At 63.7% G+C, this 16357-nt stretch carries 22 protein-coding genes and 2 pseudogenes; 12 read left to right on the top strand and 12 right to left on the bottom strand.

All coding sequences use genetic code 11. The features are described from left to right. Positions 1–4: 4 nt before the first annotated feature. Both FFS09_RS09025 and kce read left to right on the top strand, forming a co-directional pair. A complete protein-coding gene (locus tag FFS09_RS09025) occupies positions 5–400 on the top strand; it encodes a carboxymuconolactone decarboxylase family protein (protein WP_137918520.1) in 396 nt (131 codons plus the stop codon). 7 nt (positions 401–407) lie between these two features. Further along, positions 408–1343 (top strand): 3,5-dioxohexanoate:acetyl-CoA acetone transferase, encoded by a 936-nt coding sequence (kce, locus tag FFS09_RS09020; RefSeq protein WP_137918519.1) that lies wholly within the window; start codon positions 408–410, stop codon positions 1341–1343. 18 nt (positions 1344–1361) lie between these two features. On the opposite strand, the gene FFS09_RS09015 is transcribed toward kce, so the two are convergent. From FFS09_RS09015 to FFS09_RS08995, 5 genes are all read right to left on the bottom strand, one after another. Beyond that, positions 1362–2765 carry a TolC family protein gene (locus FFS09_RS09015; protein ID WP_137918518.1) on the bottom strand — a complete coding sequence of 468 codons (1404 nt, stop codon included), beginning with the start codon at positions 2763–2765 and terminating at the stop codon, positions 1362–1364. Between the two features lie 10 nt (positions 2766–2775). Further along, positions 2776–3957, bottom strand: coding sequence for an HlyD family secretion protein (locus FFS09_RS09010; protein WP_137918517.1), 1182 nt, complete (start codon positions 3955–3957; stop codon positions 2776–2778). After that, a complete protein-coding gene (locus FFS09_RS09005; RefSeq protein ID WP_137918516.1) occupies positions 3957–4490 on the bottom strand; it encodes a DUF3302 domain-containing protein in 534 nt (177 codons plus the stop codon). Before FFS09_RS09005 ends, FFS09_RS09010 begins: the two co-directional genes overlap by 1 nt. A 101-nt stretch (positions 4491–4591) precedes the next feature. After that, positions 4592–4936, bottom strand: coding sequence for a Rieske (2Fe-2S) protein (locus tag FFS09_RS09000; protein WP_137918515.1), 345 nt, complete (start codon positions 4934–4936; stop codon positions 4592–4594). After that, on the bottom strand, positions 4929–5600 hold the full coding sequence (locus FFS09_RS08995) for a DsbA family protein (RefSeq protein WP_252374298.1): 672 nt from the start codon (positions 5598–5600) through the stop codon (positions 4929–4931). Before FFS09_RS08995 ends, FFS09_RS09000 begins: the two co-directional genes overlap by 8 nt. Before the next feature lie 24 nt (positions 5601–5624). Between FFS09_RS08995 and FFS09_RS08990 the strand changes: the two genes are divergently transcribed. Continuing rightward, complete coding sequence (locus FFS09_RS08990) at positions 5625–6725, top strand: AraC family transcriptional regulator (protein ID WP_252374297.1); 1101 nt, start codon at positions 5625–5627, stop codon at positions 6723–6725. A 28-nt stretch (positions 6726–6753) separates the two neighbouring features. Here the strand turns inward: FFS09_RS08990 and FFS09_RS08985 are convergent, their stop codons facing one another. From FFS09_RS08985 to FFS09_RS08965, 5 genes and pseudogenes are all read right to left on the bottom strand, one after another. Further along, positions 6754–7482 carry a zinc-binding metallopeptidase family protein gene (locus FFS09_RS08985; protein ID WP_137918514.1) on the bottom strand — a complete coding sequence of 243 codons (729 nt, stop codon included), beginning with the start codon at positions 7480–7482 and terminating at the stop codon, positions 6754–6756. 60 nt (positions 7483–7542) lie between these two features. Then, a complete protein-coding gene (locus FFS09_RS08980; RefSeq protein WP_024815569.1) occupies positions 7543–8640 on the bottom strand; it encodes a DNA-binding protein in 1098 nt (365 codons plus the stop codon). A 449-nt stretch (positions 8641–9089) separates the two neighbouring features. Then, positions 9090–9200: pseudogene (locus FFS09_RS08975) on the bottom strand (IS5/IS1182 family transposase); the annotation flags it as partial. Between the two features lie 64 nt (positions 9201–9264). Further along, entirely contained in the window at positions 9265–9810 is a 546-nt protein-coding gene (locus FFS09_RS08970) for a hypothetical protein (protein ID WP_137918513.1), read from the bottom strand. Positions 9811–9838: 28 nt separating this feature from the next. Then, positions 9839–10285: a universal stress protein gene (locus tag FFS09_RS08965; RefSeq protein ID WP_137918512.1), complete on the bottom strand. Its 447-nt coding sequence runs from the start codon at positions 10283–10285 to the stop codon at positions 9839–9841. A 219-nt stretch (positions 10286–10504) separates the two neighbouring features. Here FFS09_RS08965 and FFS09_RS30585 point away from each other — a divergent pair, with 219 nt between their 5' ends. The 5 genes from FFS09_RS30585 to FFS09_RS30580 all read left to right on the top strand — a co-directional run bounded on the left by FFS09_RS30585 (position 10505) and on the right by FFS09_RS30580 (position 12384). Then, positions 10505–10735, top strand: a complete 231-nt coding sequence (locus tag FFS09_RS30585) for a hypothetical protein (RefSeq protein WP_171019938.1) — start codon at positions 10505–10507, stop codon at positions 10733–10735. Further along, on the top strand, positions 10689–11012 hold the full coding sequence (locus FFS09_RS31545; protein WP_137918511.1) for a putative Na+/H+ antiporter: 324 nt from the start codon (positions 10689–10691) through the stop codon (positions 11010–11012). The genes FFS09_RS30585 and FFS09_RS31545 overlap by 47 nt, the downstream gene beginning before the upstream one ends. Before the next feature lie 310 nt (positions 11013–11322). Continuing rightward, positions 11323–11664 (top strand): HPF/RaiA family ribosome-associated protein, encoded by a 342-nt coding sequence (locus FFS09_RS08955; RefSeq protein WP_137918510.1) that lies wholly within the window; start codon positions 11323–11325, stop codon positions 11662–11664. A 137-nt stretch (positions 11665–11801) separates the two neighbouring features. Beyond that, entirely contained in the window at positions 11802–12236 is a 435-nt protein-coding gene (locus FFS09_RS08950) for a TerB family tellurite resistance protein (RefSeq protein WP_137918509.1), read from the top strand. Next, a complete protein-coding gene (locus tag FFS09_RS30580) occupies positions 12229–12384 on the top strand; it encodes a hypothetical protein (protein WP_171019937.1) in 156 nt (51 codons plus the stop codon). Before FFS09_RS08950 ends, FFS09_RS30580 begins: the two co-directional genes overlap by 8 nt. A 137-nt stretch (positions 12385–12521) precedes the next feature. Here the strand turns inward: FFS09_RS30580 and nhaR are convergent, their stop codons facing one another. Next, positions 12522–13457, bottom strand: a complete 936-nt coding sequence (nhaR, locus tag FFS09_RS08945) for a transcriptional activator NhaR (RefSeq protein WP_137918508.1) — start codon at positions 13455–13457, stop codon at positions 12522–12524. 113 nt (positions 13458–13570) lie between these two features. On the opposite strand from nhaR, the gene FFS09_RS08940 reads away from it, so the two are divergent. From FFS09_RS08940 to FFS09_RS08925, 4 genes are read left to right on the top strand one after another with little or no spacing between them, the layout of a single operon-like run. After that, a complete protein-coding gene (locus tag FFS09_RS08940; RefSeq protein ID WP_137918507.1) occupies positions 13571–13969 on the top strand; it encodes an HPF/RaiA family ribosome-associated protein in 399 nt (132 codons plus the stop codon). Then, complete coding sequence (locus FFS09_RS08935; RefSeq protein ID WP_137918506.1) at positions 13966–14274, top strand: Bax inhibitor 1 family protein; 309 nt, start codon at positions 13966–13968, stop codon at positions 14272–14274. Before FFS09_RS08940 ends, FFS09_RS08935 begins: the two co-directional genes overlap by 4 nt. Beyond that, a complete protein-coding gene (gene floA / locus FFS09_RS08930) occupies positions 14271–15251 on the top strand; it encodes a flotillin-like protein FloA (protein WP_289509295.1) in 981 nt (326 codons plus the stop codon). Before FFS09_RS08935 ends, floA begins: the two co-directional genes overlap by 4 nt. Positions 15252–15265: 14 nt before the next feature. Continuing rightward, entirely contained in the window at positions 15266–15637 is a 372-nt protein-coding gene (locus FFS09_RS08925; protein ID WP_137918505.1) for a hypothetical protein, read from the top strand. Between the two features lie 6 nt (positions 15638–15643). Here the strand turns inward: FFS09_RS08925 and FFS09_RS08920 are convergent. Continuing rightward, positions 15644–16263: pseudogene (locus FFS09_RS08920) on the bottom strand (integrase core domain-containing protein). Positions 16264–16357: the final 94 nt, after the last annotated feature.

Below are 16357 nucleotides of genomic sequence, written 5' to 3'. Positions count from 1 at the left end.
CGGCATGAGCGATCAAAAGACCGAGGGCGCAACGCCCGTCAGCGACACGCTGCGGGCCAGCGGCTACTGGAATCCCGAATGGGACGGCTTCACCGAACTCGACCCCCTGTGGACCGAGAAATTCCTGGACATGGCGATGCATCCGATGCGCAAGGGATTGATCGAGCCCAAGGTCTGGGAGTTCATCTCCATTGCGGTAGACGCTTCCTGCACGCACATGTACGGCCCGGGCACCCGGCGCCACATTCGCCGCGCGCTGGAACTCGGCGCGACCAAAGAGGAAATCGCCGCGGTGCTGCAGGGCGTGAGCGTGCTGGGCCTGCACGCCAACAGCATGGGCGCGCCGATGTTGCTGGAGGAAGTGGCCCGCTTCGAAGCCCAGCCCCAACAAAAGAAATAGCTTTCCCATGGCCGCACCACAAAAGAAAGTGATCGTGACCTGCGCGATCACCGGTGGCATTCACACGCCATCCATGTCCCCGTACCTGCCCATCACACCCCGGCAGATCGAGGACGAAGCCGTCGCCGCCGCGCAAGCGGGTGCGTCCATCGTGCACCTGCATGCGCGCGACCCTGCCGATGGGCGCCCTTCGCAGGCACCGGATCTTTTCCGCCAGTTCCTGCCGCAGATCGCGCAGCGCTCGGACGTCGTCATCAACATCACGACCGGCGGCGCGCCCCACATGCTGGTGGAGGAACGGCTACAACCCGCGCTCCAGCTCAAGCCGGAGGTGGCCTCGCTCAACATGGGCTCGATGAACTTCGGCCTCTATCCCATGCTCGCGCGCCAGAAAGCATTCAAGTACGACTGGGAGCGCCCGTACCTCGAAGGTTCCGAAGACCGCGTCTTTCGCAACACCTTCAAGGAGATCCGCTACATCCTCGAATCGTGCGCGGACAACGGCACGCGATTCGAGATCGAGTGTTACGACACGAGCCATCTCTACACGGCGGCGCATTTCGTTGACCGCGGCATTCTGAAGCCACCGTTCTTCATCCAGTCCGTGTTCGGGCTGCTCGGTGGCATCGGCACCCATCCGGAAGACGTGATGCACATGCGCCGCACGGCCGAGCGCCTGTTTGGCCAGGACTACTTCTGGTCCGTGCTCGGCGCGGGCCGCAGCCAGGTCCCGCTGGCCACCCTGTCGGCCACCATGGGCGGCAATGTGCGGGTCGGCCTGGAAGATTCGCTGTGGGACGGTCCCGGCCAACTGGCCACCAGCAATGCGCAGCAGGTCGAGCGCATCGTCACGGTGCTCCAGTCGCTCAATCTGGAGGTCGCAACGCCCGACGACACGCGCGCCATGCTGCAGTTGAAGGGCCAGAACGCGGTGGCGTTCTGAGCCCATCCTGCGTGCCGTCTACGACCCGGCGATGAAGTCACCGCCGAGCGCCAGGTGCAGGTCGACGCGGCGCACCAGGCGCTCGCGCCGCACCGCCAGCAAGGCAACTTCAGCGGCATCCGCGGAGAGCTGGCGATCCGTCACCTCGCGCAGGTCGGACTTGCCGATGCGGTAGGCGTCCTCCGTCAGCGCTGCGGCGCGGCGGCTGTCCTCGGCCGCGGCGCGCAGCAACGCTTCCCGCGCGGCCAGGCTGGCTTCCGCATCGAGCGCGGTTTCGACATCGTTGAGCGCCCGCAGTGCAAGACCCGCATAGTTCGCAACCGCCGCGCGCTGTTCCGCGGTGCGCAGGCGCACGTTGCCGGTGAGACGGCCACCCGTGTACAGCGGCACGGTGGCGGTGGCACTGGCGCTGGACGTCGTGCGATCCAGGCTTTTCTGGATCTCGATCGCGTCGCGCGATACGCGGCCGTGCCCCGCGGACAGCGACAGCGAAGGCCAGAACGACGCCTTCGCTTCGCCCACCAGATCGAAGGCCGCGGCCACACGGCGTTGCGCCGCCACCATGTCGGGCCGGCGATCGAGCGCATCCAGAGGCATGCCGGCGGGCGCGGGGCCGGGGAACGGTGCCAGCGCGGTTCGCGGCGCGATCGCGGCGGCGGGATAGTGGCCGACCAGAATCTCCACGGCGCGCAACGCACTGCGGTGCGCGAGCTCCACCTGTTGCAGGGCGTCGCGGTAGCTCGCATGGTTCGTGCGGGCGCTCATCAGCTCGATCTCGGTGCCCGCGCCGACGCGCAGCCGGTCGCGGCTCAGGCCGACCAGGCGCTGTGCGTCAGCCTCCATCCGTTGCGCGATCCGCACCTGTTGTGCCGTTTCCGTCGCGACAAACCAGGCGCGAGCGACCGACGCCGCCAGCGACTGCTGCGCAGCGCGGAAGTCGGCGCTGCTGGCATCGCGCTGTGCGATGGCCGCGTTGCGCTGGTAGCGCAGGCGGCCCCACAGGTCGACTTCCCAGGTCAGGCGCAGCATGGCGCCGTTGAGCGTCGAGACGAGATCGGCGACGGATCTGGATCCCGCGCGCCCAAGCAGGCCGATGGCGGGTTTGAGCTGGGCGTTGGCGAGGTCCACCTGTGCGGCGGCTTGCTCCACGCGCGCGGCCGCGATCGCGAGGTCGGGACTGTGCGCGAGGGCCTCGCGAACCAGCGCATCGAGCTGCGGATCGCCGAAGGTCGCGAGCCATCCGGCGTCCACCGGCGCTGCGCTCACCGGCACCGCCCAGGTCTGAGGCACCTGCACATGGCCGAGCGCTTCGGCGCGCGTGTCGGCCGGTGTCGGCTCCGGCAACGTCGCGCAACCGGCGAGCAACGCGGCCACCAACCCGAGCGAGATGGCACGTGAAAGTGAAGTGCGAAGAAACGGCATGGTGTCGGCCTCAGTGCAACTTCAACACGAACAGGTCGAGCTTGCTGCCCACGCGCAGGACCACCTTGCGGATGAGGTGCAGCATCTGGCCCCGTTGCGTGTACACGGCGCCAACGCCCTGCGCGCCCATCGGCAGGAAGGCATCCTCGTCGTCCCCCACCACCTTCAGGCGCACCGCGAAGCGGCCCGGCGGGATGGGTGCGGAACCCGTCTGCGGCACGCTGCCCGACAGCGGCAACTGCCCGGTACCCGACGACCAGATGATCGAATCCACCTCCGCCTTGATGATGCGGTTCGGGAAGGTCTTCAACGCGATCTCGGCCTGGTCGCCCGGCTTGATGTTGCGCAACTCGTTCTGCGAATACATCGCCAGGATCCACTGCTCGTTCTCGACGAAGGACATCACCGGCACCATCGGCAGCTGCGCGGCGTACGAGCCCGGGCGCAACTGCAGGTTCGTCACGGTGCCATCGGCGGGCGCGTGGAACACAGTCTGGTCGAGCTCCCATTTCGCGTAGTCGATCTGCGCCGTGAGTTGTTTCAGCGCGGCGCGCGCCTGCGCGACTTCCGACAAGTCACCGGCCGGCGTGCGCGCCGAGAGTTTCTGCTGCACCTGTTCGACTTGCGCCGTCGCCTTCGCGAGGTCGGCGCGCAGGCCCACGACGTCCGCCTGTGCCTGCTCGTGGTCGTACCGGGCGCCCGCACCTGTGTTCAACAGTTCCTGCGCCTGCCCTTCGCGCTTGACGGCGAGCGCCAGCCTGGCGGCGGACGCATCGCGCGCGGAGCGTGCGCCTTTCAGTTGCGCATCGAGTTCACGCTGGTAGGCCTGCGCACTGTCGATCTTCGCCTCGAGTTCGGGCCGTTTCGATTCCAGTGCCAGTAGCTTCTGCTCGAACGGCTCCGGATCGATGCGGAAGAGGACATCGCCCTTCTTGATCGGGCGGTTCGGTTCGATCGGCACATCGATCACGCGGCCGGTGACGCGCGGCGTGACCTGCACCACGTAGTTGATCACGCGCACATCGGCCGAGGACGGCGCCACCACGTTGAGCATCAGGATCGTCGCGGCCAGGCCAATGATCGGCAAGGTGATCACGATCACCTGGCTGACAAAGTTCCAGGGCAGCAGCTTGAACTTGAAGAAGATCAGCCAGGCGATGCCGGCGTAGATGAGGAGGAGAAGGATTTCCATCAGTTGCTTTCTTCAGCGCCTGCGCCATGGCCTTGTGCCTGCGCGTTCGCGGCGGCGAGCTGCAATTCGAGCGACTGGATGTGGCGCCGCAGCCCATCGGTGTCTTCGGTGGCCGGCACAGGTTCGGGTGTCACCTGCGGAGGCTCCTCTGGCGTGGGTTCAAGACCGACGGCATCGCCGCCGTGGCCGTGCTCGTCGAGCGTGTCGGTGCCATACGCGAGCTTGTGCAACACCGGTCGCGTGTAGGCCCATATCCACGCGAAAGGCCAGAGCAAACCACCGAACACCAGCGAGAGCAGGCAGATGATCTTGATCGCGGCCAGCTGCGGGTGCTTGCGATTCTCCGCGACCTTCTCCGGCATGATGTGCAGCCACCAGAACCCGCTGATCAGCACCATCGGCACGACCAAGATGGCGATCCACGAGATGACGTTGGCGGCCGTATCCAGCGCGCCACCTTCGAGCAGCGACGCGCGCGCGGGCGAGATCCACAACAGCGCGAGCAAAGGGAGCACGATTCGTCGTTGCACCATCACGCCGCCTCCCTCCCCAGCAACGGCTGGATGAGCAAGGGACAGGTACAGGCCGAGGGTGTCGGCGTGAGCAGGTTGTCGATGGATGTCATGGGGTCGCGTCAGCGCGTGGAGGGATCGCCGGCGGGTTCGTTCGCACGAAGCCACAGGCTTTCGTCCTGCACGACGACGTCATAGATGGGGATGCGCAAATCCGGCGAAGCGGTGCACTGGCCGTTTTGAATGTTGAATTTCAGCCCATGCGCCGGGCAGCTCAGGACATGGCCCTGGCAAGCCCCGCTGGCGATGGACGCACCCGCATGCGGGCAGCTGTTCTCGAGGGCAAAGAATTGCCCGTTGACGTTGAGCACAACGATCGACTCCTGGCCTGGCCGGAAGACGAGCTTGCGCGAACCGGGTGGCAGGTCTTGCAACGCACCCGCGGCGATCAGCGATGGCTCAGGCATGGGACGTGGCCGCATCGGCGCTGTGGAGCATGAGCTGCAGCAGCTCTGCCGCTGGCCTTGCGCCGGTCATGGACCATTGATCGTCGATCACGACATGGGGCACGCCGCTGGCGTTGCTCTGCCGCCGATGCAGCGGCTCGGCGTCCAGGCGCGCCGCGTCCCAGTCGAGACCCGCCGCCTGTGCGAGCGACTGCAGGGTATCGACCGATCCGATATCCCTGCCTTGCGCAAAAAAGGCCGAGAAGATGGATTCGACAAAATCAAACATCGCCTCGGTCGCCAGTTGTTCTTGCGCGAGATTGACCACCGCACAAACCCGTTGGGTGTTGGGAAACGTCGTGATGGCGCCGAAGTTCAACGTCAGATCCACCGACTGCGCCACCACCTGGATCTGCGCGCGGCGCGCCGCCACCGCGTCCTCGCTGCCCAGGCGCGCAACGTAGAAAGGCTGGTAGGGAACGCCCTGCTCGGGGATGTGCGGCAGCAAGGTGTTCGCACGCCAGCTCAGCGCCATGGGCAGGTCCGGGCGCAGCGCGCGCATGGCATTCCACGCCGTGCGCACATTCCGCAACCCGATCCAGCACCAGGGGCAGATCAGGTCCAGGTGGAAGTCGACGTGCATGGCGCGGGGCGGCACATCCAGACGGTGGTTCATCGTTGTCATAGGGGGATTCGATCCAGTGGCGACATGCGGCGCGAAGGGCCAGGTGCCGAGAAGGAGGAATGTAGAGGAAGCGCAGTAACATACTTCTCTTTTCACGCCAACTTCTTTGCATTTCGCGCCACCATGGACACGCTGGTCAGAACGGTGACCCTGAACGGGTTTCTGGACGTCTGCAACAGGCATGGCCTGAACTCCCACGCCTTGCTGGAACAGGTCGGGCTGGATGCCGGATCGCTGGTCGACGCCGAGCGCCACATCTCCGCGGAAACCTTGTGCCGCCTGCTGGAGCTGGCATCCACGGCGTCGGCCTGCGCGGCCTTCGGCGTGCAGATGGCGCAGAGCCGACACATGTTCGACTTCGGCGTGCTGGGTGTGCTCATGCGACACAAGCAGTGCTTGCGCGAGATGTGGCTCAGCGCGATCCAGTACCGCCAGCTGCTCAACGACGCTTTGGCGCTCTCGCTGGAGCCAGCGGGCGAGTTGACCATCCTGCGGTTTGAACTGCTCGTTGACGCCCATATTCCGCAACGGCAATCGTGCGAATTGGTCGCGGGCAATCTGGTCCGGCTGAGCCGGTCTGTGCTGGGGGACGCCTGGTGTCCGCGCGAGCTGCACTTCATGCACGCCGCGCCCCAGACCCTGTCGCTGCACAAGAAGTTCTTTGGTTGTCGGCTGAACTATGGAAGCGAGTTCAACGGCCTGGTGATGCGCAGCAGCGACCTGAACGTACCGAACCCCGCTGCCGATCCTGAACTGGTGCGCTACGCAGAAAGCGTCGCCATGCCGCTACGCGCGTTTGGCGACAACGCGCTGCTGCAGGAAGTGCGAAGAATCATTTATCTGCTGATGCCGATTGAGCAGGCGAGCATCGAGCGCGTGGCCGAGCAGATGCACCTGAGCACCCGCACCCTGCAGCGCCAGCTGGACCAGAATGGCACCAGTTTTTCAGCGCTGCTGGACAACGTCAGAAAAAATCTGGTGCTGCGGTACATGAACAACCACCGGTACTCGATCGGTCAGGTTGCATCGCTGACGGGGTACTCCCGCCAGGCGTCGTTCACGCGCTGGTTTCAGCTGAACTTCGGCATGAGTCCGCGTGAATGGAGACAGGCCAGGGCATCCTGATGGCGCCAGATGGATCGGCCCGCAACGCCTACTCTTTCGGCGGCGCGGGCTTCACCAGCCCCGGAAACTTCACCCCCAGTTGCTCCAGGTAGGTGTCGTATTTCTTCGCGTCGTAGTAGTACTTGCGCATCTCCGGGCGAAACCGTTCCATCGTCTCGCGGTTCATGCGCACCTGGGGCTTGTCGTCCTTGCCGATCAAGGGCACGTACTGCTGTGCCTTGAGCTGCACGTCCTTGAAGTAGCGATCGGCCTGCTGCACCAGCCCCGGTCGGGTCAGCAGGTCCACCGCGGTCATGGCCGTCACTTTGGCGCCGGCGACGATCCCCTTATGCGCGATCGGTGTGGCCATGGCGATTGCGCTGGCCCAGTGGTGGCTCGGAATGTTCGGGATGTTGGACGGGTAGTACAGCGTGACGGTGGGTACCACCCAGGAGACATCGCCAATGTCGTCGGAGCCGCCGCTGCGGGGAGGCGACGCAGGCGCCGACAGGGCCGCATGCTGAAGGTTCAGCCCGTCGGGCTTGCTGCTCACCAGGTTCTGCACGGCTTTGGCAAAGGTCTGCTCGTCGGCCGTCCATTCGGGCAGGCCCACCTGCTCGATGTTGCGCTGCATCGCTTCGGCCACCGGCTTGTTGAAATAGCGCGGCGCGGCTGCGCCCACGATGGTCCGGGTGACGGTGGTATCCGTCATGGCCGCGGCGGCCTCGGCAATGCGCTGGTTGATGGCGGCGTTTTCCGCGATGTTCTCGAAGTCCATCTCGCGCAGGAAGTACCAGAGGGTCGGCAGGGATTCATGTAAAACCCAGCAGAAACAGGCTTAAGTGCCTGTCCCCGTTGACTTTTTCGACTCTCTCTTCCCTGGACGACCGGCCTCTTCAACCGGGTTCGCAACCAAATTAGGGCCAGTCGCCGGCGTACTGAAGCGCTCAAGCATGCTGGCCACGACCTGCTCCTGGGCCGTGACGGATGACCTGGCCGTCGCCAGCGCCAGTTCCAGCTGTTGTTTGGCGGAAAGCAGCTCGTCGACCTTGGCCTGCAACTGCTCTTTGGAAGTGCTGAGCTGCTGGACGGCCGCGTCCTGCTCAACCAGGCGCCGGCCCAATTCCTCGGAGCGCCTTTGCGCAAACCCCAGTTCATCCTTGAGCGGCCGCAGGCCTCGCACCTCTTCCTGAGCCTGGTGCAGATCGCCCTGGGCGCGCGACAAATCGCCCAGGAGGCGTGCGTTTTCCTGAAGGGTATGGACGGCTTCCTGCTGCTTGGTGGCCAAGGTCTCGTTCACGGTGCGCAACTCGGCCTGCAGGTACTGCACCTGCTGTTCGTGCTTGCGCTGGTCCTGGTCGCGCTGCTCCTTTGTGGATTCCCGGAAATGCTCCAGCGCCTGGCGCGCGTGCTTGTGCTTTTCTTCCAGGGATTGGCGATGGCGCTCTTCGGCCGCGAGGCGCTCCTGCAGGTCGGCCACCTGCTGGACGAGCTGAGTGTTTTCCAGGGTCTTGCGGCTCAGAGCTTCGCTGGTTTTGCCGTGAGCGTTTTTTTCGTCGGCCAGGGCCCGCTGGGTTTGCTCCAGCTGCTGGCGCGTGGCCAGCGCCTCGGATTTCAGGGCCGCGACGGCTTGCTGCTGTTGGCTCAGCTGCTCGGCGTGCTTGGCCTGCGCCGTGGTGACCCGCTCTTCCGCTTCTTCATTGACGCGGGCGGCTAGGCGACCCACCAGGTCCTGGATTGCCTCGCTGACGGCTACGCGGCTGCCGGTGGCTGGCCCTTCCTCTTCCTCGATCTCCTTCAGGTAGCGATGGATCGTGGTTTTGGAGCCGCTGCCCAGCTCTTCGCGCACCGCATCGATGGACGGATTGCGCCCTGCGGCCAGCAATTTATCGCGGGCACGCAGCACTTCAGACTTGTAGATTCCGGCTCGGGCCATGGTTCACCTCGTTATTTCGTACTGTAGTATGTACCATGATATTACATACTATTTAAGAGGTCAATAAATCATAGATCTTAGTAAATATCACACTGGGTAATAGTGGATTATCCAATGTGATGTTGGTTTTGGGCCATTTCAGCCGTGGCTTGCGTACGTATGGACGTCATCGTCCATTTGGCATCATTGGACTGCCCACAGGCCCTGGCGGAAAAATTAGCGGATGCCAAATGAACCGCCCCGGGGCGGTTCATCCTGTCTCTCAAGATCCCGCCCAGAGGCACGCCAGGCGGCGCCTATCCGTTTGGCGTGAAGAAGCAGGACGAGCAAGCATAAAAAGTCCCACCAGACCCGGTGCGCGGCCACACCGGCATCACTTTAGTGCCCAGCATCACGCTTGACGAGGCGCCGGCCGATCTAGACAGTCTCTTTTTGGAACTTAGAACTTGTCCATAAGTAATGTTTATGGATAGCTGCACTTTTCGGAACGCGATGATGTCGGCAGCGAGGTGGTGCGGTGCCATGAAACTGCGGTCCAACTTTTCGTACCGCACCAGCAGAGATCATGAGGGTCGTCATTGCCGACCCTCCGCTGGGATTGTGGGCTTGAGCAGGATGGACGGGCTACGACTTCACCGGTGTGACGTGGACGCTTGCGCCTGCCAGGTTGCGGTAGATCCTGACCTTTCGAGCGATGGGCCACCACCCGTAAAGGAAAATCTGGAGCGGGCTCCACATGGCGACCCAGCCGCCGATGAGCAAGCTCTCCTTCAGCAACTTGAGGAAGGTGTTGCTGGCAAAGCTGGACAGGAGATCGGCGGCAATCAGGCAAAGCGCCAAGAAGCCGATGCCGATCAGCAGGCTGGTGCGCCCCTCCAGCAGAAGCCGGCGCAATGTCCGTTTGGCCAGCACCGACTTGTATTCGAAGTGATTGTGGATCGCCTCGGCAACCAGTGGAGCAGGATCCTCTGGTGGCATCTTTTCGATGTGGACGATGATGCGAAAGTGGCTGGCCTGCGGGAACTCCAGCGCCCAGCTTTCCAGGAACTTCTCCGCATCGGTGTCGAGGTCGCGGTGATGAAACGGCGTCGGATCCATCGAGTTGAACAACTCGGGCAGTTCGACGACGCGCAGTTCGATCTGGTGGAAGGGTGGATGATTCTTCTTCATGTCATGTTCCACTCGTGGCAGCACCCCATCAATCAGCGGCATCCGATTCGGTGTGCCTGATGATCGTCACAGGAACCTTGGCGGCGTGAAGAACCGCCTGCGACACCGAGCCAAACAACGCACCGCGCAGGGTGCCCAGGCCTCTGGAACCCAGAATGATGGCGTCACAAGCAAGGCGCTCGGCCAGCTCGACCAGCGTCTGCGCCGGGTCGCCTGATCCGATCTCGCGCTCGAAGCTCACGCCAGCCGCGTTGAAGAGCGCTTCGGCGCCCTCCAGCGCACGCGAGCCCACCGCGCCGCTGACCCGTTCCAGCACGTCGGCGTCGGGAGCGAGCATCAATTCGTACAGATAGGTCGGCTCCTGAACGGTGGCCAGCACGAAGGTCGCATTCAGGCCTTCACGCTTCAGTCGCAAGGCATGGCGCACGGCGTCCAACGCCCGTTCGGAGCCATCGACAGGTACAAGGATCTTCATGACTCAACTCCTGGTTGATTTCTGCAAATGTGGCCGAACGGGTGGGTTGGTACCACCCCCACCGGGGTTCACCCTCAGCTCCGCTGCGCCCCACCACTCGCAGGGTCTGTCCCAGCATCGCGGGCGTGATTCGCGTGATGCCTCGCTCGGTGACGTGGACACGCGCCTTGTCCCGGCCGGGTCATGCCAGCCTGGAGGCGGTCAGGCAACACGCCTCGATTGTCCATCGCCGTCCGCCACAAGACCGTATTCTTGCCGATCACCACATCGGGCAAGCCCGTGTTACCGCAGTTGCTGAGCGCGAAGTCGACTGTCAATCTTTTGCGTGGCCGTGATGTAGTTGGTTTCCAAGCCATCCTCGCTGCGCTTCATGTCGTGCAGGATGAACGCCTAGAAGTTGCCGATGGCCATCACGGCCAGCGTGATCATCATGGGCTCGCTCGTGCATGAAAAGAACGATCGATTCAAGTATCCACTCGTCGCAGGCGCGCTGACCAGCGGCGGCCTGACCGTCATCGCCAACGCGCCCAACCCGGGCGTGCGAGCAATCCCGCGCGGGAACTCCGACCAAGGCGTCATCAGCCCGCATGGGTTGTTCTCCGCCGCGCTATCGCCCACCATGGTCGCGATTGAACGGCCACGGTCTAAACGGTGCAGCCGGACGCGACCCAGGCGCAGGCGCAGGCGATGGTCGGAGGGGCCTCGTGCCCACGATCACGGTCAATGATGGCCACCCGCAGCATTGCACCCAGGATCTTCAACATGGCAGGCCCCCCGTTCCGCTGGCGCAAAGGCGCCTGGCCCCGACACCGGCTGTTCGTGCAGGTCAGACCGGCGCACCGTCCGATCGTTGACGGCTGCTCGTGATCAAGGCTGCAAAGCGGCAGTCGGAGAGCTACCCACAGGCCCGTAGGCCCGCAGGTGCAGGTTGGGCGTTTAGTCAGATTTATCGGACCTTTCGCTCTGCAATTTCCTGATTTTCCGAAAGTCCGCGACACCCTATCGTTGGGCCATGTTTCAACCGATGGAGATCAGTCATGCATGTGCTCTTTGAGTCCCGCGATCCGGAAGGTGCGCAGTTGCGCGAACTCGCGGTGCGTCGCGTGCGCTTCGTGATGCGCCGCCTCGCCTGGCTCGTACCGCGCGCCAAAGTGCAACTGTCGGACATCAACGGTCCGCGCGGTGGCGTGGACAAACGTTGCCAAGTGGAACTGAAAACCGACAGCTCCGGCACCGTGGTGATCACATCGATGGCGCGCGATTGGCGTTCCGCTCTCGAGGGCGCGCTCGCGCGCGCCGCCCGGGCGTTGGTGCGCATTTGGCGGCGCACGCACGACCACGAGCGTTCCGGCCAGCGTGCGATCGGCTTTGATCGCTGAACAAGGTGAAAGAAGGCCTGAAAAAGATGACGCAAGCGGTCAGAGGCTTGCAAGTGCCTTTCAGTGCCTCGGCACGACGGGTGGAAAAATGCCATCTTCGGCCAATCCGGTCAACTTGTTTGCAAAGAGTACAGATCATGCGTTCCTATCCGAACAACAGCCCGCAGGCAGCTGCCCGCATCGTCGCGCTGGCCTTGCTGGCCGACGGCAGCCTGAGCAAGGCGGAGCTTGACGTCCTCGACAGGCTTGGCGCCAACGAACAACTCGGAATTCAGTCCGAGGAGTTGCAGATAATCGTGCATACCGTCTGCGAGGATCTGCTCTTGGCGGCGCATTTGAGGCGCGCGGACTCGTGCGAAGTGGATCCTCGAACGCTCTCCCAGCTGATGGCCGAAATCGATGATCCGGAACTGCGCCTCAAGGTGCTGCGCCTGTGCGTCGCGGTGGTCGAGGCGGACGGGCATGTCGCCGAAGGCGAGTCGATCGTGCTCGTCGAGGCGGTTGAGCAATGGGGCCTGCATCTCGAGATGCTGCGGACGCAGCCCTCCTTACGGGGCGTCGAACGTGTCTGACTTCGCATTCCTGGTCGCGCTACTAGGGGGCGTCGTCTTGCTGGGTGCCTGGCGCGAATATGCGAACGACAACCAGCGTGACGCCAAGTTGCTGGCGGCATTCGGTGCGGCTGGCACGCTGGCGGGTGCGGCCATGTGGCTGGCTTGATTGTCAGGACCTCGAACGTCACCCAGCCAAACGACCAGGACCGGCGCAGCAAAGTCACCCCGGGAGTCTGCAGACCATCAACGGGACGGCCGGCACCGCTCAGGCGAGCGAAGGCCTGAATCGTGTCATGCGTCATGTCAAAGCGATGCCAGTCGGCGCGTGCGCCTAGCGTTGGCGGGCGGCGCGAACAACTCGTTTCTCGCTGCCTGAGTGATCGCGACGACACAAGGATGCGTGACGCGCCGCTCGACAGAGATAGCGAAGAACTCGGCCAAGACTTCGGCTGCAGCGCCCACGTCCTTGACACCGAACTGCCTCTCGATTTCCTTCGCCAGCACCGTGGGAGCAACGAAAACTCCCGCGCCGCGGCGACCGAACTCTTTGGCCAGCGCGCTGTCGTCGAACTCGCCGACGACCAGCGGCTGCAACGAGCGCTCCTGAAACCACGCACGCAGTCGCCGCCCAACCGCCGAGTCGTCGCCCGGCATGAGCATTCGGGCACCGTCGAGACAGCGCGGGAAAGGTCCTTCGAATGTCTCGACCAACGCAGGCGCCGCGAAAAAGCTGACCCCCGAGGCGCCGAGCTGATGATTGAAGGCCTTGACGCTGATCGATGTCGGCATCGGAGTGTCGGAAATCACGAGGTCGAGCCGGTGCATGGCCAGCGCTGCCAGCAGACCTTCGAGTTTGCCTTCACGGCACACGATGCGCACCCGCTGCGGCAACTGGGTCGCCGGCTCCAGCAGCCGGTACGCAATGGCTTTGGGCACCGCGTCGACCACCCCGACCTTGAACTCCAGCAGACGCACCTTTGCCTTGTGCTCGCGCACCGCCTCGCTGAGTTCGGCCCCCATCGAGAAGATCTCTTCGGCATAGCCCAGCACAAGGCGGCCCGCATCAGTGAGCACTAGGCTGCGCCCGCTCTTTGCAAGCAGCGCGCTGCCCATGGCCTCTTCGAGCAGCTGGATCTGCCCGCTGATGGTCTGCGGCGTCAGGTGCAGTTGCTCGCTTGCGCGCGTCACACTGCCCAACTTTGCCACCTGCATGAAGTAGTGGAGGTGTTTGTAGTTCACGGTCCAACCATCCTATTTTTTCGAACCTTTAGTCCATATCTTTCGAGTTTACACATGTGACCGCAGCCACTAGATTAAGCAGGTCGCTGCGGCAATCAACCATAGAGGTGCGCATGAGAGTCAGTGTTCAAAGTATGGGGTTTCCGGCCACGCCCGCGTTGATCGATCACGCCGATCGCCGCCTGCGGTTCGTGTTGACCCGCCACAGTGACCGGGTGCAGCGCGTTGCCGTGCGACTTGGTGACGAGAACGGCCCGCGCGGTGGCGTCGATAAGTTTTGCCAGATCCAGGTTTACTTGGTCGATGCACATGTCGCCTTCGTCAGGGACATCGGTACCGATCTGTACGACGTGATTGAACGGGCGACAGATCGAGCGGGCCGTGCGGTGGTCAAGCATCTGGACCAGTCGCGAATGGGCCGGCGCACTGCGCATAACAAGGTGACGCAGCCGCCGCCACATGCGTTCGACGATGCAACCTACCCAACTCAATTCAAAGGAGAAAATACTTGAGATCGAAACAGGCATTCCCGCAGGCCGTCGCTCAGTCTGCAGCGAGCAGAGCGCTATACATCGATGGCGCACAACGCAACACCGTCCGGCCACTGTTCGTGACGCTGTCTTTCATCGCTGCGGGCACAACGGCGAGCCTCGCGTCGCAGCTGTCGCATCCCGGGCTCTTCATCACGCTGCTCGGCCTTTTCGGTCTGTGGTACGCCTCGTCGAGGGTGACCCGATCAACGTGGTGGCACGCCGCGACGACAGCCGACTCGTCGCGCGGTTTGTATTGCACATCAACAAACAGGGCTGACGAATGAACGAAGTCATGACGGGCTTGATGGGCGGTTTCGGCTTGCTCATCGCAGTGGCGGCGGGGCTGGCCCTGCTGCTGTATCTGGTGCCGATACCACTGTGGATCGCCGCATGGGCTTCCGGCGCCTACGTGGGAATGTTTACGCTCATCGCAATGCGCCTGCGCCGCGTTCCACCCGGCACTGTAGTCACGGCGCGGATCAGCGCGGTGAAGGCCGGTCTGGACATCTCCATCAACGACCTGGAAGCCCACTTTCTCGCGGGCGGCAACGTCGTCAGGGTGGTCAACGCCATGATCTCGGCCGACAAGGCCGCCATTCCCTTGCCCTTCAAGCGCGCCGCGGCCATCGATCTGGCCGGGCGCAACGTGCTCGAAGCGGTGCAAATGTCGGTCCTGCCCAAGGTGATCCAGACGCCCAAGATCGCGGCTGTGGCCAAAGACGGCATCCAGCTGATCGCGGTGTGCCTGGTCACGGTGCGCACAAACATCGACCGCCTGGTGGGCGGCGCCGGCGAAGAGACAATCATCGCGCGGGTCGGTGAAGGCATGGTCAGCACCATCGGATCGTCGGCCAGCCACAAGAGCGTGCTCGAGAGTCCGGATCACATCTCCAAGCATGTGCTGAGCAAGGGCTTGGACGCGGGCACGGCCTACGAAATCCTGTCGATCGACGTCGCAGACGTGACCGTGGGCGAGAACATCGGCGCCAAGCTGCAGATCGACCAGGCCAACGCCGACAAGCAGATCGCGCAGGCCAAGGCCGAAGAGCGCCGGGCCATGGCCGTCGCGCTGGAGCAGGAGATGCGTGCGCGCGTGGTGGAGGCCGAAGCCGAGGTGCCGCGTGCGATGGCCGAAGCCTTTCGACAGGGCAACCTGGGCATCATGGACTACTACCGCATGAAGAACCTGCAGGCCGATACGGTGATGCGCCACGAGATCGCCGGCAACGGCGGCGATCCGGCGGCCAGCGCCAGAAAGTGACGAGCGCGACTGCGATGGACATACCTGCAGAACTGATCTATGGGCTGGTCTTTGCCGCCATCCTGCTTTTTCAGTACGTGATGAAGCGGTTTGGTCTGCTGCCGACGCCCGATGCGGAACCCCGGCAAGCACCGCTCCCGCCGGAAACCGCCGAGCAAGAAGCGCCGCTGGCGGACAGCCCAAGGAGCGCGCAGTCCACCCCTGCAGCTTCGCCGGCCCTGCCCGGCCGCGCCTCGTGGCTCGGGGCACCCGCCGCCATGGAGACGACGTCGACCGCCGGCCGGGCCACCTTGCTGCTCGGTAGCCGGCAAGACCTGCAGCGCGCGGTCTTCAGCATGACGGTGCTGGGGCCGTGCCGGGCTCTCGAACGGCCCGATGATCGGTAGTCTCGCTCAAGACCGGATTGCTCCGTGGCCGGGGACTGCCGTCTCAGCCCGGTGGCCCCGCCAGCTGCGAAGAGTCAAGAGGTCTTCTTGAGCGAGAGAGCCGGGACATGGGAGCGACGCCACCGATACCTTGATGAGCTGATGCCAGTTGTAGAGGTGATTCCAGTCGTCGAACGCGGCTGTTCTCTCGCTGGAGTTCTGGTACGTGAAGCAATAGGTCCACTCGCGCCGGGTCGACTGAATGAAATACTCGACCATGCTGATGGTCTGCGGTCGGAAGGGTTTAGTGAACCGGTGGCGAATGCCCCGCTCTTTGAAGGCCAACGCAGAGTCTCGTAAACAGAAGGCTACTCCGTTGTGGTGAGCAGGCGCTGACTGCGCCCCCCCAGATTGCCGTAGTAGGCGTGCGCGTTGCTCAGGACCTGCACCGCGTTGCGCGTCTTCTCGCATGGGACGAGCCACTTGCGGCGCAGCTCTACCAGGGTCAGGCCCTTGGCGGGTTCGATGGCGCGAGATACGTGAGACGGGCACGAGGACGCGTCAACCAGGCCTTCTTGGCCCAGGGCCAGGAAGCAGCCCAGACACTTACGCGCCGTGGGCGCGCTCATCGTGATGTCTCGAACCATTTAGATTCGACGCGCCAGCGTAAGTCGGGCATTCTTATAGATGTTCATTTGGTTGAGTTCATTGAGGGTTCCGGGGGTGTGGTGATTCCCGCTC

Source organism: Hydrogenophaga sp. 2FB, from assembly GCF_005503365.1.
Taxonomy (GTDB): Bacteria; Pseudomonadota; Gammaproteobacteria; order Burkholderiales; family Burkholderiaceae_C; genus Hydrogenophaga.
The sequence above is the reverse complement of the archived record's forward strand: the minus strand, read 5'-3'. Positions and strand labels throughout refer to the sequence as shown.